A 15,270-nucleotide genomic window follows, 5' to 3' on the forward strand; every position below is an offset into this window, starting at 1 on the left:
TCTTCGCGATGCATGCGGCACTGCGGGCTAGTGTTGTCGGCACCGCCGCCCCGGTCAAATCCGCAGAAAAAGGGCAGTGTCATCACTCCCGCAAATGATGGTCGCCGCGCGCGCGGCCGTCGCCGCACGCGCCCCGCACCCGCTTACCGCTCGATCTGCCGGTTCCAGCGCGTATCCCACTGCGCGCGGCGCGCGTTGATCGCGGCCCAGTCGACCACCGTCACCTTGCGCACCAGATCGTCGACGTTGCCGAGGCTCTGCTGCATCGCCGCCGGCATCTTCGCGAGACGGTTGGTCGGGATCTGCTTGCCGGCCTCGGCCGCCTTCGTCTGCGCGGGCGCGGACAGCAGGAACTGCGCGAGCTTCTGCGCGAGTTGCGGATCCGGATTGTTCGCGACCACGCACAGGTCGACGAGCAGCAGCACCGGGCCTTCCTTCGGGTTCGCATACGCGACCGGAATGCCCTTGTCCTGCAGGTCGCCGACCCCGGTCGGCGTCAGCGGGAACAGGCCGGCTTCGCCCGTCTGCACCATCTCGGAGATCTTCGCCGAGTTCGGAATGTATTCGACGACGTTCGGCCCGACCGTGCTCGCCCACTTGCTGAAGCCGGGTTCGACGTTCTGTTCGCTGCCGCCGAGCAGCCGGTTGATCGCGAGGAAGCCGTGCAGCCCGAACGTGCTGCTCGACGCGGACTGGAACACGACCTTGCCCTTGTATTTCGGATCGGCGAAATCCATCCACGACGTCGGCGGCGCCCAGCCCTTGTCCGCGAACAGCTTCTTGTTGTACGCGATGCCGGTCATCCCGAGCTGCACGCCCGCACCGACGTCGTCCTTCATCCGCGCGAACGGGTACAGCTCCTTCAGCACCAGCGAATCGTCGAGCTTCTGGCACACGCCGAGGCTGACCGCGCGCGCCATCACGCCGTCGTCGAGGAACGCGACATGGATCTGCGGCTTGTTGCGGTTCGCGAGCAGCTTCGCGAGCACGTCCGACGACGTGCCGGGCACGACGACGACCTTCACGTTGTTCGCCTTCTCGAAGTCGGGCAGCACCTGGCTCGTATAGGCCTTTTCCATCGGGCCGCCGTTCATGCCGACGTAGATCGTCTTCGTTTGCGCGAACGCGGGCGCACTGGCGCCTGCGACGCAGAGGGCGGCAGCCGCCGCGATCGTTCCGAGCAGTTTCATTTTTGAGTCTCCTCTTGACGGAAAGGGGCGGTCGGCGTCGCTTCGCGGACGAAGCGGCCGATCGAGAATGCATCGAGCGGCGTGGCGGTTTCGCCGGCCGTGACGAGATCGGCGAGCACGTCGCCGACGCCCGGCGCGAGCAGGAAGCCGCCGCCGGAAAAGCCGAATGCGTGCAGCAGGTTCGGCGTGGTGCGGCTCGCGCCGATGACCGGGTTGTGGTCCGGCGTGCAGCCTTCGACGCCGCTCCACGTGCGGATCAGCAATGCGTCGCGCAGCGCGGGCAACAGCGCGCACGCATCGCGCATCACCGCGCGCGTCGTGTCGACCGACGGCTGGCCGAACTCGCCGTCGCCGCGGCCGCGGCCGCCGCCGATCACGCAGTTGCCGCGCGCGACCTGCCGCGCATACACGCCGCCGCCGTACACGCCGAGGTTGTGCGTGATGAACGGCGGCAGCGGTTCGGTCACCCACATGTTCGGATAGATCGGCTCCATCGGCACGGCTTCGCCGAAGCGTTCGGCGATCGTGTTCGCCCACGCGCCGGCCGAGTTGAGCAGCCACGTCGCCGTGCACGCACGGCCGCCCGCATCGACCTGAAAACGCGTGCCGTCGTGCCGGACGTCGTCGACCGGCGTGTGCTCGAACACGTCCGCGCCGGCCGCGCGGGCCGCATGCGCGAACGCGGGCGACACGATGCGCGGGTTCGCATGTCCGTCGGTCGCGCACAGCGAGCCGCCGAGCGCCGCACGGCCGAGCCACGGATAGCGGCGGCGGAACGCGTCGCCGCGCATCACCTGCAGCGGCAGGCCGTGCTCGCCGGCGAGCGTCGCGTAGGCGTCGAGCGCATCGAGATCGGCGTCGCTGCGTGCGAGCCGCAAATGGCCCGACACGACGAATTCGCCGTCGATGCCGATCAGCTCGGGCAGGCGATCCCAGATGCGCCGCGCGCGCAGCGCGAGCGGCAGCTGTTCGACGGGACGGCCCTGGCAGCGCACGCCGCCGTAGTTCACGCCGCTTGCCTGCGCGCCGCAATCGCGGCGCTCGAACAGTGCGACGCGCAGCCCGCGGTGCGTCAGTGCGAGCGCGGCCGACGCGCCGACGAGCCCGCCGCCGACGATCGCGACATCGTAGTGGTGACGAAGCTCACTCATCGCGCGCCTCGTCGGGAATCGCTGCGACGTCGTCGCCGGCGAGCGCGGCCGAGATCGGGAACGGCTTCACCGGCGGTTGCGCGCGCAACCGACCGACATCCGCGAGCGGGCGGCCGGTTTCGGCGGCCAATACGAGCGCGGTCGCATCGCCGCACATGCGGCCCTGGCAGCGCCCCATGCCGGCGCGCGTGAGCGCCTTCAGCCGGTTCAGCTCGGTTGCGCCGCCGCCGCGGATGCAGCGCCGCAGCGTGCCCGCGTCGATTTCCTCGCAGCGGCACACGATCGTGTCGTCCGGGCAGCATGCGGCGAGCGTGGCCGGCGGCGCGAACGCCGCTTCGAGGCCCACGCGGAATGCGCGGAGCCGGGCGAGCGTGCGCTCCAGTGCGGCTGCATCGGGCTTGCCGGCCCGCGCCGGCGATGGCGACGGCATCGCGATGCCTGCATCGTCGAGCAGCGCGAGCGCCGCGCGGCGCCCGGACGCCTCGGCCGCATCCGCACCCGCGATGCCGGCGCCGTCGCCCGCGACGTAGATGCCGCGTACCGACGTGCGCCCGGCCGTATCGCGTTCCGGCAGCCATGCGCCGTTGAGCGGATCGAAGCGGAACCGGCACCCGGCGAGATCGGCGAGCTGCGTTTCCGAACGCAGCCCGAAGCCGAGGCCGAGCGCGTCGCAGTCGATCGTCCGCGGCGGCGCGTCGCTGCCGGCCGCGCGCCACGCAAGCCCGCTGACGTGCCGTTCGCCGAGCACACGCTCGAGCGTCACGCCGGTTTCGATCGCGACGCCGTGCGCGCGCAGCCAGCCGATGTAATAGAGCCCCTTCGCGAAGGTCGACGGCATCCGCAGCAGCGCCGGGGCGGCGGCAGCCTGCCGGCGCAGCGGACTCGTATCGAGCACGGCCGCGACGTGCGCGCCGGCCTTCGCGTACTGATACGCGACGAGATACAGCAGCGGCCCCGTGCCCGCGAACACGATGCGGCTGCCGATCGCGCAGCCCTGCGACTTCAGCGCGACCTGCGCGCCGCCGAGCGTATAGACGCCTGCGAGCGTCCACCCCGGCACCGGCAGCATGCGATCGGTCGCGCCGCTCGCGACGATCAGGTGGGAGAACGGCACGGTCGTCTCGCGGCCGTCCTGCAGCGTGTCGACGCGGCCTGCGCCGCACGCCCACGCGAGCGTGTTCGGCCGGTAGTCGACGTGCGGCAGCAGCGCGGCCATCGTCCGGTGCACGGCGTCGGCCTTCGCGGCCTCGAAGCCGTACAGCGCGCGCTTGCCGCGCGCGAACGTGCCGCCGGCCGGCGGCTGGCGATAGATCTGGCCGCCCCAGCGCGCGTTCTCGTCGATCACGACGGGATGCAGCCCCGCGTCGACGAGCGCCTCGGCCGCGCGCACGCCGGCCGGCCCCGCGCCGACGATCACCGGTCGCAGTACATCGCTCATGATGCGTCTCCGTCCGTGGCGTGTTGCGCGCCGGTGAGAATGCGCATGCCGTCGGCGATCGGCGTCGAGCATGCGCGCACGCGCGCGCCGGCTTCGGTGCGCACCCAGCAGTCCTGGCACGCGCCGATCAGGCAGAAGCCTGCGCGCGGCTTGCCGCTGAATTCGCTCACGCGCACGCGGCGCTGCGCGACGAGAATCGCGGTGAGCACGGTGTCGCCGGCGAGCGCGTGTGCAGGACGGCCGTCGAGCGTGAACGCGACGGCGTCGCGCTCGCGCTCGGCGACGCGCACGAACTGCGCGCCGTCGTCCACGGTGCCGGTTGAACGGGAAACGGAAGTCATCGTCAATGTTGGCCGATCAGGATGCGGTTCAGGCCGTACACGCGATCGAGCAGCAGCATCGCGCCGGCGGTGATGAAGATGACGAGCGCCGATACGGATGCCATCATCGGATCGATCGATTCGGTCGCGTACATGTACATGCGCACCGGCAGCGTGACGGTCTGCGGCGACGTGACGAAGATCGACATCGTCAGTTCGTCGAAGCTGTTGATGAACGCGAGCAGCCAGCCGCCGGTGATGCCCGGCACGATCATCGGCAGCGTGATGCGGCGGAACGTCATCCACGCATCGGCGCCGAGCGAGCACGCGGCCTGCTCGACGCTGCGGTCGAGGCCCGCGACGGACGCGAGCACGAGCCGCATCACGAACGGCGTGATGACGATCATGTGCGCGACCACGAGCCATGCGAACGAGCCGGTCGCGCCGATCAGCGCGAAGAAGCGCAAGAGCGCGATGCCGAGCACGAGGCCGGGGATCACGAGCGGCGACAGCAGCAGCCCGTTCAGGAACGCGCGGCCGGGAAACGTCGCGCGGCCGATCGCGAGCCCCGCCGGCAATGCGATCGCGAGCGACAGCGTCGCCGATGCGAACGCGAGCTTCACGCTGTTCGCGAACGCGGTGACGAAGTCCGGATAGTCGAGGATCGCGCGGAACCAGCGCAGCGACAGGCCGTGCGTGGGCAGCGTCAGCGTTTCGTCGGGCGTGAACGCGACCAGCACGACGATCGCGAGCGGCGCGAGCACGAACAGGATCACGAGCGTGTGGAATGCCAGCGCGACAGGGCCGTTCTTTCTCATCGGGAAGCGCCTCCGAGGCTGCGCGCGTAGCGGCGTTCGAGCACGCGGTAGTAGGTGAGCATCACGACGAGGTTCGCGACGAGCAGCAGCACCGCGATCGTCGCGCCGAGCGGCCAGTTCAGCGACCCGAGGAATTCGTCGTAGACGGCGGTGGCCGCGACCTTCAGGCGGCGTCCGCCGAGCAGGCCGGGAATCGCGAATGCGCTCGCCGACAACCCGAACACCATCAGGCTGCCGGACAGCACGCCCGGCATCAGTTGCGGCACGACGATGCGGCGCAGCGTCGTGAACGGCGACGCGCCGAGCGACAGCGCCGCATATTCGGTCTGCGGATCGAGCCGCTGCAGCGCCGTCCATACGGGAATCACCATGAACGGCAGCATCACGTGCACGAGCGCGATCACGATCGCGAACGTCGTGTATTCGAGCTTGTACGGGCCGAGGCCGACGAGCGCGAGCGCCTGGTTCACGAGCCCGCTGGTGTTCAGCAGCATGCTCCAGCCGAACGCACGCACGACGACCGACACGAGCAGCGGCGCGAGGATCACGAGCAGGAACAGCGAGCGCCACGGGTCGCGCATCTTCGACAGCACGTACGCTTCCGGCGTGCCGATCGCGACGCAGATCGCGGTGGTCAGCGCGGCGATGCCGAACGTGCGCGCGAAGATCGTATGGAAATACGACGAGCCGAGCACTTCCGCATAGTTGCCGAACTGGAACGCGGCGATCGGGCCGGTGGCCGGATCGTAGCGGTAGAACGTGAGCGCGAACGTCATCGCGAGCGGCACGAGCACCAGCGCGGCGAACAGCGCGAACGCGGGCGCGCACATCAGCCACAGCGGCGCATGCGCACGCCAGGTCGCGCGCGGCGCGCGGCCGCCGGCCGCACGGGGAGGTGCGACGTCGGCCGGCGCCGCGGCCGCGGCGGCGCTCGGCAGCGGGCGGGTAGGCTGTGCCATTCAGACCTCCCGGCGCATCACGCGCACCGCGTCGCTGTGCCAGTCGACGCCGACCGGCGCGCCTTCCGCGAGCGGCTCCGCGCCTTCGTTCTGGCAGCACACGAGCACTTCGCCGAGCGCGCTGTCGACGCGGTACAGCCACTGGCTGCCGAGGAAGAAGCGGCTCGTGACGGTCGCGGCGAAACGGCCCGCACCGGGCGCGCACAGCCGCAGCTTCTCGGGGCGGATGCAGACCGACACCGCATCGCCGACGCGGATGTCGCGCTCGCGCGCCGGCAGGTGGGCGGTACGCCCCGTTTCCGCGAGATCGTGGCCGAGGTCGATCCGGATCGCATCGCCGTCGTGCGCGACGATCGTGCCGGGCAGCAGGTTCGCCTTGCCGATGAACTGCGACACGAAGTGGTTTTCCGGGCGTTCGTACGCGCGGTACGGCGTATCGGTCTGCGTGATGCGGCCGGCTTCCATCACGACCACGCGATCGCTGATCGACAGCGCTTCCGATTGATCGTGCGTGACCATGATCGTCGTCGTGCCGATCTTGCGCTGGATCGCGCGCAATTCGAACTGCATTTCCTCGCGCAGCTTCGCATCGAGGTTCGACATCGGCTCGTCGAGCAGCAGCACCGGCGGCTCGATCACGACCGCGCGCGCGATCGCGACGCGTTGCCGCTGGCCGCCGGACAGTTCGCGCGGAAAGCGGTGCGCGAGCGCGTCGAGGCGCACGAGCGCCAGCGCGGCGCGGATGCGCTCGGCGCGCTCGGCCTTGTCGACGCCGCGCATGTCGAGGCCGAAGCCGACGTTCTCGGCGACGCTCATGTGCGGAAACAGCGCATAGCTCTGGAACACGATGCCGAGCCCGCGACGGTTCGGCTTCATGTGCGTGATGTCGTGCCCGTCGAGCGCGATGCGGCCGCGCGTGACGTCGACGAAGCCGGCGATCATCTGCAGCGTCGTGGTCTTGCCGCAGCCCGACGGCCCGAGCAGCGACACGAATTCGCCTTGTTCGACCGACAGGTTGACGTCCGCGACGGCGGTGAGCTCGCCGAACGATTTCGTCAGATCCGTAAGCGTGAGAAACGACATGGGAAGCTCCGGGTGCGCACACCGGATGGCCGGTGTGTCATTGACGCGGACTCTAGCCAGCCATATTTCGGAGCGTCAATTTCGAATTCTGCTCAACGAGAGGAATTTCCAAAAAATTCCATTGAACGGAATGGATCGACGAAACGATCGCGAACCGTTCCGTTGAATGAAGGGCCGCAGGACGATGAAAGGCGCCCGTCAATCCCGTGCACACCCGGATGCCCGGCGTTTTTCGGCGGGACGACAATGGCGGCTCGCCTATTCCATTGAACGAAATCATCGAGGAGAGCCGGCATGCAGGAACCCCATTCGCGCGGAACGTCGGCTGCCGCGCGCATGCCAGACCGGGACGCGGACGCGGCTACCGATGCGACAGACGCCGCCGACACGCGCGGCGCTCCGGGCACCGGCATGCTGCAGCGCGCGTTCGCGATCCTGCGCGCACTGGCCGGCATGCAGCAGGACGGCGTGCGCGTCACGCATCTCGCGAAGGCCGTCGGCCTCACGCAGGGCACCGCGCACCGGATCCTGCAATCGCTGATCGCCGAAGGGATGGTCGAGCAAGACGAGCAGTCGAAGCTGTACCGGCTGAGCGTCGACTTCTTCGCGCTCGCCGCGCTGGCCGGCAACCCGAGCAGCATGCGCACGTTGTGCCGGCCCGCGTTGCTGCGGCTGTGCGCGAGCCTCGGCGAGACGATCTTCCTGCTGGTGAAGAGCGGCTTCGATGCGGTGTGTCTCGACCTGTGCGAAGGCCCGTTCCCGATCCGCTCGTTTACCGGCGACATCGGCGGGCGCATCGCACTCGGCGTCGGGCAGGGCAGTCTCGCGATCCTCGCGTTCCTGCCCGAAGCCGAGCGCGAGGAAGTGATCCGCTTCAACGTGCCGCGCATTCGCGGCTACGGCGTGCTCGACGAGGTGTACCTGCGCACCGAGATCGAACGCGTGCGGCAGCTCGGCTACGCGGGCCGCAACAGCGGCGTGCTCGACGGGATGGCCGGCGTCGCGGTGCCGATCCTCGATCGCACCGGCTATCCGGTCGGCGCGCTGAGCGTCGGCACGCTGGCGTCGCGGCTCGACGACGACCGGATGCCGATGGTCGTCGAACTGCTGCGGCGCCAGGCCGACGCGATCGGCCCGCGCACGAATCCGTTCGATGCGGCGCTGCGGCGACCGATGCACGGCCTGTCCGGGAAAACCGTATAGACGCATCGCGCGTCGCCGTTTCGTCAGCTTGCTTACGCAAGCATTCACGTCTGACCAAACCGCGCCGCGTCCGGCGGGCCTCCACGCTTTCCATTGGCTTGCGGGCGCGCGCTTTCTCCGCCTTTTTCCGCTTCGTTCGCCTCCATTCGATTTTCAACTGCCGGCCAGTTGAACATTTCATTTCTTGATGCGATTGCGGCTGGATACCATCCAGCCACTGTCTATACAAGCCGACCGGCGCGTATGGCCAGCATCGACAAAAACACAACACAACATCGACAAGACGGTTTGGAGCGGAGACGACGGAGATGGTGCGAATGATGAGCAGGAACACGGGTGTCGCGTGCTTGAGCGCGACCGTTGCGATGGCGTTCGCCGGCGCCGCGCACGCGCAGTCGACGGTGACGCTGTACGGGATCGTCGACGCCGGCGTGACCTACGCGAACAACGCGAAGGGCCACGCGTTGTGGCAGTTCACGGGCGGCAACGAGTCGGGTCCGCGCTGGGGCTTGATCGGCAGCGAGGATCTCGGCGGCGGCCTGAAGGCGAACTTCCGCCTCGAGAACGGCTTCAACGTCGCGAACGGCGCGCTCGGGCAGGGCGGCCGGATGTTCGGCCGCTCCGCGTGGGTCGGCCTGAGCGGCGCGAACTGGGGCGCGGTGACGCTCGGCCGCCAGTACAACTCGACGCAGGACATCCTCGGCTCGCTGCAGATGAGCAGCTTCCTCGCGCAGTACTCGACGCACCCGTTCGACAACGACGACATCAACAACACGTTCCGCACCAACAACGCGGTCAAGTACGTGTCGCCGACGATCGCCGGGCTGCAGGCGAACCTGTTGTACGGGTTCTCGAACTCGACGGGCTTCGCGAACGACAACAGCTGGAGCGCGGGCGTCACGTACGCGCACGGCCCGCTCAATGCCGGCGCGGCCTATGCGCGCGTGAACCATCCGGCCGCGAGCGCGACGGGCGCCGTCGCATCCGACAACTACTACCCGGGCTCGGCGTCGGTGTTCGGCGCGGGCCTGTCGAGCGCGGTGCGCCAGCAGATCTGGGGCGCGGGCGCGAGCTACGCGATCGGGCAGGCGACGCTCGGGCTGCTGTACACGGGTTCGAACTTCGGCCAGGCGACGGGCGGCGCGCTGCGTTTCGGCAACTACGAAGGCAGCGTGCGCTACCTGATCACGCCCGCGCTGATGGCCGCGGCCGGCTACACGTATACGAAGGTCGCGCGCGGCGACGCCGGCGGCCACTATCAGCAGGTGTCGGCCGGCTTGCAGTACCTGCTGTCGAAGCGCACCGACGTGTATGTGAACGGCTTCTACCAGAAGGCGTCGTCCGGTGTCGGCCACGCGTGCATCGACGGGACCGACGGCCCGTCGTCGACGACGTCGCAGGTGGCGGCGGTAGTCGGCATCCGCCAGAAGTTCTGATGTCCTGACGCGTTCGCGCGTCTTCCGGAGGAGACAACGATGAAATTCAAACTGTTGCTGGCGGCGCTGCCGTTCGTCGGGATGTACACCGGCGGCTCGATTGCCGAGGTGCGGCCGCTGCTGTTCGGCCTGCCGTTCCTGCTCGTGTGGAACCTGATCTGGATGGCGGCCACCGCCGCGATCCTCGCGATCCTGTTCCATCTCGACGAACGCGATGAACGCGACCAGCGCGGCGAGCACAGCGCGCACGAAGTGGCCCGCGCCGGCCGCACGGGAGACGCGCGATGAACGCCTCGATCGTCATCATCGCGGCGTTCGCCGTGTTCGCGCTCGCGATCGGCGTGATGGCGCGGCGCGGCCGCAAGCTCACGCTCGAGCAGTGGGCGGTCGGCGGGCGCGGCTTCGGTTCGCTGCTCACGTTCCTGCTGATGGCCGGCGAGGCGTTCTCGACGTTCTCGTTCCTCGGCGCGAGCGGCTGGACCTACAGCAAGGGTGTGCCCGCGTTCTACATCCTGTCGTACGGCTGTCTCGCATTCGTGATCGGCTACTGGATGCTGCCCGCGGTGTGGCGCTACGCGAAGGCGCGCGGGCTCGTGTCGTTCGCCGACTACTTCGCGTCGAAGTACGACAGCCGCGCGATCGGCGTGCTGGTGTCCGTCGTCGCCGTGTTCGCGATGGCGTCGCTGCTGATGATCCAGCTGCGCGGCCTCGGCGTGATCGTGTCGGAGATGTCGTACGGGCTGATTCCGCAGGCCGCTGCGATCTGGATCGCCGCGACGCTGATGGCCGTCTACATGGTCGTGTCGGGCATCCACGGCTCGGCGAGCATCGCGATCTTCAAGGACGTGCTGATCCTCGCGATCGCGATCTTCCTCGGCCTGTACCTGCCGATGCACTACTACGGCGGCCTGGGCGAGATGTTCGCGAAGATCGATGCCGCGCATCCCGAACTGCTGCGCATGCCCGAGCACGGCTTCAACCTGAGCTGGTACAACTCGACGATCCTGCTCACGTCGCTCGGCTACTACCTGTATCCGCACGGCTTCACCGCGATCTACGTCGCGAAGGACGAACGCGCGCTGCGCCGCAACGTGATCCTGATGCCGCTGTATCAGGTGCTGATCGCGTTCCTGTTCCTCGTCGGCTTCGCGGCCGTGATGACGGTGCACGGGCTCGAAGGCGCGCAGACCGACCTCGCGCTGCTGCGCCTCGTGAAGCAGACGTTCCCCGCATGGTTCGTCGGCATCGTCGGCGGCACGGGCCTGTTGACCGCGCTGGTGCCGGGCTCGCTGATCATGCTGAACGCGTCGACGACGATCGCGCGCAACATCTACCGCGAAGGCTTCGCACCCGATGCGACCGATCGCCAGGTGACGCGCGTCGCGCGGATCGCACTGCCGATCTTCACGCTGGTGGTCGTGTATTTCGTGCTGCGCGGCGGCGCGACCTTCGTCACGCTCGCGATCTTCTCGTCGAGCCTGCTCACGCAGCTCGTGCCGATGCTCGCATCGAGCTTCCTGAAGCGGCCGTTCGGCACGCGGGAAGGCGCGTTCGCGGGGATCGTCGCCGGAGCGATCGTGATCGCGATGACGAACTACTACGGCGTGACGCTCGCATCGCTGTTCCCGCGCGCATCGACCACGCTGACGTCGATCAACCCGGGGCTCGTCGCGCTCGCAGTGAACGCGGCGGTGTTCGTCGCGATCAGCGCGGTGCAGCGCAAGCTGAAGGCGCGGGTGGCTGCACCGGTCCGCTCCGCGTGACTATCCGTGCGGCGCCCTGCCGCCGAGCCGCCGGGCAGCCGTCCGGCGGCTTTTTCGTTCGGCGGCACGCGCATCATTTCGAACCGAAACAGGACTCCATACGATGACTACCGAAGACAAGGCCGGCGACCGGCGCGAAGCAATCGACACGCTGATCGCGAACGGCTGCGTGATCACGATGGACCCGCAGCGGCGCGTGATCGAGAACGGCGCGGTCGCGGTGCACGGCGATCGCATCGTCGCGGTCGGCGATACGGCCGAGCTGCAGGCGCGCTATCGCGCCGCGCGCACGATCGACGCGCGCCGCAAGGCCGTGCTGCCGGGCCTGATCGATTCGCACGCGCATGCGGGCCATGCGATGCTGCGCACGATCGGCGGCGCGGACGGCGATGCATGGTCGGCCGCGGCCGAAACGATCTACACGCGCGCATCGGACGAAGCGTTCTGGGAAACCGAATCGCATCTCGCGGCGCTCGAGCGGCTGAAGGCCGGCGTGACGACGGGCGTGTCGCTGCTCGGCGGCGGCAATTCGATCATGCGCGTCGACGATCCGGTCTACGCACGACGCCATTGCGATGCAGTCGTGCGCACCGGCACGCGCTCGATCGTCGCCGTCGGCCCGTCGCGCCCGCCGTCACCGCGTGCTTACACGCGTCACACGCCGGGCGGCAGCGATACGCGCGACATCGATTTCGACACGATGTACGACGTGTGCGAGCACATCGTCGACGAATGCCACGGCGACGCCGACGGTCGAATCCGGATCGCGATCACGCTGCCGGTGTATGGGCCCGAACACGATCCGGAACTCGCGCAGTACGAGCGCGAGTTCCGCGACCAGGCCGCACGCTACGGCGCGCTCGCGCGCGAGCGCGGCCTGACCTTCACGCAGGACGGCCACCGCGCCGGCACGCTCGCGTTCGCGCATCGCGAGCTCGGGCTGCTCGGCCCGACGTCGTTCATGTCGCACAGCATCGACCTGACCGACGACGACGTCGCCGCGTGCGTGGCAACCGGCACCGCGATCGTCCACAACCCGAGCGCGATCATGTCGATCGTCGGCCGCTGCCCGGTGCCCGAACTGATCGATGCGGGCGTGACGGTCGCGATCGCGTCGGACGGCGCGGCGCCCGATCGCGGCTACGACATGTTCCGCCACATGTGGCAGTGCATGCACTACCATCGCCGCCATTTCCGCGACCCGGACGTGCTGCCGCACGGCAAGGTGCTGGAGATGGTGACGATCGATGCGGCGAAGGCGCTGTCGCTCGATCGCGAGATCGGCTCGCTCGAAGCCGGCAAGCTGGCCGACGTCATCCTCGTCGACCTGTTCCGCCCGCACATGATGCCGATGAACATGCCCGTGTACCGCGTCACGTGTTTCGCGAATGCGGCCGACGTGTGCATGACGATGGTCGGCGGCCGCGTGCTGATGGAGGACCGGCGCGTGCTGTCGGTCGACGAGCGCGAGATTCTCGAACGCGTGATGACGGTCGCGGAGACGACGATCGCGCGCAGCGGCCTGCGTCACCTGCTCGACGAGCCGAAGACGCTGTGGGGGCGTAGCCGCTATTGAACGCCGCAGCGTTCGCGGCGATTCGCGCGGCGCAGCGTCGGCGCGGCCGGCCCGGTTCGGGCCGGTTTTTTTTGAGATTGGCGTGGACGGACATGCTAGGATTTCCGTCAAACAACTCCGGAGACTGCTATGCCGTTCATCTGTGAAAACGTTGAATGCCGTGCCGTGCTGGCTCGCGGGCAAGTCAGATCCAGTCGCGAAGACGCCGGGTGGTGCTTCTACTGCCCGGACTGCAAGGCCAGGAACGAGTTGAAGGATATCGGCGTGCCCGGCGGTCCTGTCGAGTTGATTCAGCCGGAGCGGGCCGGCCCGCCGCACCGCGTCATCGCGACGGCCCGAGCGTTGGCGGATGGCCGCTTCGCGGCCCAGCTGCGCGTTCAGCGCGCGCTCGCCGTGAAAGGAACCTACGCGGCCGAAGAGCGCTGGGAGGAGCTCGGCGTATTCCCCGATGCACAGGAAGCCGTCGCGCATGCGAAGTCGTTCGCGACGGACCTGCTCGGACGGGCCGCGTAGTCGCGCGCGGCATACCTGCCGATCGATATCCTGCCGTCACGGCGCTCCGCTGCGGTGCGGCTGCCGCGACGTGCGGCCAGGCCCTGGCCGAGCCGCCTCGGCCGGGCGGCATCACGCCGCCGCGCTTTCCCGCAGCCGGAATTGCGCGACGGCGTCGCTCAGCCTCGCGCCCTGATCCTCGAGCGACAGCGCCGCGGCGGCGGCTTCTTCGACGAGCGCGGCGTTGCGCTGCATCGTCTGCTCCATCTGGATCACGGCCGCATTCACCTGTTCGATGCCGGACGTCTGCTCGTCGAACGCGATGCTCGTTTCGCCCATGATCGCGTTCACGCGCTCGACCGCGGCGACGAGCTCGGTCATCGCGGAGCCGGCGAGTGCGACGAGACTGCTGCCGTCTTCGACGCGCTTCGTCGAATCGCCGATCAGTTCGCGGATCTCCTTCGCCGCCGACGCACACCGCTGCGCGAGCCCGCGCACCTCGGTCGCGACCACCGCGAAGCCGCGCCCCTGTTCGCCGGCACGCGCCGCTTCGACCGCGGCGTTCAACGCGAGGATGTTGGTCTGGAATGCGATGCTTTCGATCACGCCGACGATGCCGGAGATGCGCGCCGAGCTGTTCGAGATCGACGACATCGTTTCGACGACGCGCTGCATCGCGTCCCCGCCACGCGTTGCGATCCCGGCGGCGCCCTCGGCGTAAGTGCGGGCATCGCGGGCGTTGTCCGCGTTCTGGCGCACGGTGGCGGTCAGTTGCTCCACGCTCGCCGCGGCCTGCTGCAGCGACACGGCCTGTTGCTCGGTGCGCGCGGACAGGTCGACGTTGCCGCTCGCGATCGTGCGGACGTCGCCGACGATCGTCTCCGTGCTGGTGCGCACTTGCGTCACGGTTTCGACGAGGCCGTCCTGCATCCGCTTCAACGCGTTCAGCAGATACGCCATTTCGTTTTCGCCGGGAATCGCGACGGTGCCGGTCAGGTCGCCTTTCGAGATCCTGTCGAAATGCGCGACGGCGAGATGGATCGGCGCGATGATCGCCTTCGCGAGCACGCGCTGCGCAACGAAGCCGATCGCCAGTGCGAACGCGGCGACCGCCGCCATCGCCCACACGATCCGGTGGAAGCGCTCGCCGGCCGCCTCGTAACGCGCCTTCTGGCGCGCGACCTGGAACGATTCGAGCGCGTCGATCGCATCCTGGTACGCGGTGAAGAGCGCCGGCGGCGTATTGCGGTGCGTGTCGAGGAAGTCGAACGAATTGTCGTGGTCCAGTTGCGACATCGCCTTCAGGAACACCTGGTCGAGCAGCGTGCGGCGACGGGTCTGCAGCGTATCGAACAGCGTCTGCTCGTCGGCGTCGCGCGCATGCAGCCGCGCGTACGCGTCCAGTTCGTCGTTGCTCTGCTTGAGGAGCGTGTGCAGCTGCGCGATCTCCGTCTTCGCGGGCTGGCCGGCGCTGATGATCTGCGCGACGTCGCTCACGCGTTCGCGCAGCACGAGCATCCGCTCCGAGCTGGTTTTCAGGTGCAGCAGCGACGCGGTATCGTCGCGGTACATCGCCTCGAGCGAGTGGTTGCCGGCGTAGAGCGCGGCAATGCACGCGCCGACGACCAGCACGAGCAGCGCCGTATAGCCGGCGATGGTCGCGACGAGTCCGCCGCGGATGGTGAGTTTTCGCATGACGTTCCCTTGCCGGCGGCCCGAAGGGCGGCCGACGGCGGATATGAATTCCGGATCACGAACGACGACGGGCGCCGCGCGACAACGCGGGCGCCTGGACTGCGAACGGGTTAACGGCGGGGGCGCGCGAAAGATTTTGTCTGCAC

General features: G+C 68.7%; 14 protein-coding genes. 6 read left to right on the plus strand and 8 right to left on the minus strand.

The window, feature by feature from the left end:
* Positions 1 to 143: 143 nt before the first annotated feature.
* The 7 genes from Q3A80_RS07340 to Q3A80_RS07370 are packed head-to-tail and all read right to left on the minus strand — an operon-like array spanning position 144 to position 6,959.
* A complete protein-coding gene (locus Q3A80_RS07340; protein WP_446328397.1) occupies positions 144 to 1,190 on the minus strand; it encodes an ABC transporter substrate-binding protein in 1,047 nt (348 codons plus the stop codon).
* Complete coding sequence (locus Q3A80_RS07345; RefSeq protein ID WP_446328398.1) at positions 1,187 to 2,341, minus strand: NAD(P)/FAD-dependent oxidoreductase; 1,155 nt, start codon at positions 2,339 to 2,341, stop codon at positions 1,187 to 1,189. Before Q3A80_RS07345 ends, Q3A80_RS07340 begins: the two co-directional genes overlap by 4 nt.
* Positions 2,334 to 3,779, minus strand: a complete 1,446-nt coding sequence (locus Q3A80_RS07350; RefSeq protein WP_446328399.1) for an FAD-dependent oxidoreductase — start codon at positions 3,777 to 3,779, stop codon at positions 2,334 to 2,336. Before Q3A80_RS07350 ends, Q3A80_RS07345 begins: the two co-directional genes overlap by 8 nt.
* On the minus strand, positions 3,776 to 4,120 hold the full coding sequence (locus Q3A80_RS07355) for a (2Fe-2S)-binding protein (RefSeq protein WP_446328400.1): 345 nt from the start codon (positions 4,118 to 4,120) through the stop codon (positions 3,776 to 3,778). The genes Q3A80_RS07350 and Q3A80_RS07355 overlap by 4 nt, the downstream gene beginning before the upstream one ends.
* Positions 4,121 to 4,122: 2 nt before the next feature.
* On the minus strand, positions 4,123 to 4,917 hold the full coding sequence (locus Q3A80_RS07360) for an ABC transporter permease (protein WP_446328401.1): 795 nt from the start codon (positions 4,915 to 4,917) through the stop codon (positions 4,123 to 4,125).
* Entirely contained in the window at positions 4,914 to 5,876 is a 963-nt protein-coding gene (locus tag Q3A80_RS07365; RefSeq protein WP_446328402.1) for an ABC transporter permease, read from the minus strand. The genes Q3A80_RS07360 and Q3A80_RS07365 overlap by 4 nt, the downstream gene beginning before the upstream one ends.
* On the minus strand, positions 5,877 to 6,959 hold the full coding sequence (locus Q3A80_RS07370; protein WP_446328403.1) for an ABC transporter ATP-binding protein: 1,083 nt from the start codon (positions 6,957 to 6,959) through the stop codon (positions 5,877 to 5,879).
* Positions 6,960 to 7,253: 294 nt separating this feature from the next.
* On the opposite strand from Q3A80_RS07370, the gene Q3A80_RS07375 reads away from it, so the two are divergent.
* From Q3A80_RS07375 to Q3A80_RS07400, 6 genes are all read left to right on the plus strand, one after another.
* Positions 7,254 to 8,162 (plus strand): IclR family transcriptional regulator, encoded by a 909-nt coding sequence (locus tag Q3A80_RS07375; RefSeq protein WP_446328404.1) that lies wholly within the window; start codon positions 7,254 to 7,256, stop codon positions 8,160 to 8,162.
* Between the two features lie 365 nt (positions 8,163 to 8,527).
* Positions 8,528 to 9,598: a porin gene (locus tag Q3A80_RS07380; RefSeq protein ID WP_446328446.1), complete on the plus strand. Its 1,071-nt coding sequence runs from the start codon at positions 8,528 to 8,530 to the stop codon at positions 9,596 to 9,598.
* A 39-nt stretch (positions 9,599 to 9,637) separates the two neighbouring features.
* On the plus strand, positions 9,638 to 9,886 hold the full coding sequence (locus Q3A80_RS07385; protein ID WP_446328405.1) for a DUF3311 domain-containing protein: 249 nt from the start codon (positions 9,638 to 9,640) through the stop codon (positions 9,884 to 9,886).
* Positions 9,883 to 11,361, plus strand: a complete 1,479-nt coding sequence (locus tag Q3A80_RS07390; RefSeq protein ID WP_446328406.1) for a sodium:solute symporter family protein — start codon at positions 9,883 to 9,885, stop codon at positions 11,359 to 11,361. Before Q3A80_RS07385 ends, Q3A80_RS07390 begins: the two co-directional genes overlap by 4 nt.
* Before the next feature lie 103 nt (positions 11,362 to 11,464).
* A complete protein-coding gene (locus Q3A80_RS07395) occupies positions 11,465 to 12,937 on the plus strand; it encodes an amidohydrolase family protein (RefSeq protein WP_446328407.1) in 1,473 nt (490 codons plus the stop codon).
* 129 nt (positions 12,938 to 13,066) lie between these two features.
* On the plus strand, positions 13,067 to 13,450 hold the full coding sequence (locus Q3A80_RS07400; RefSeq protein ID WP_446328408.1) for a hypothetical protein: 384 nt from the start codon (positions 13,067 to 13,069) through the stop codon (positions 13,448 to 13,450).
* Between the two features lie 111 nt (positions 13,451 to 13,561).
* Here the strand turns inward: Q3A80_RS07400 and Q3A80_RS07405 are convergent, their stop codons facing one another.
* Complete coding sequence (locus Q3A80_RS07405) at positions 13,562 to 15,124, minus strand: methyl-accepting chemotaxis protein (RefSeq protein WP_446328409.1); 1,563 nt, start codon at positions 15,122 to 15,124, stop codon at positions 13,562 to 13,564.
* Positions 15,125 to 15,270: the final 146 nt, after the last annotated feature.

It is taken from the genome of Burkholderia sp. SR8, assembly GCF_052851275.1.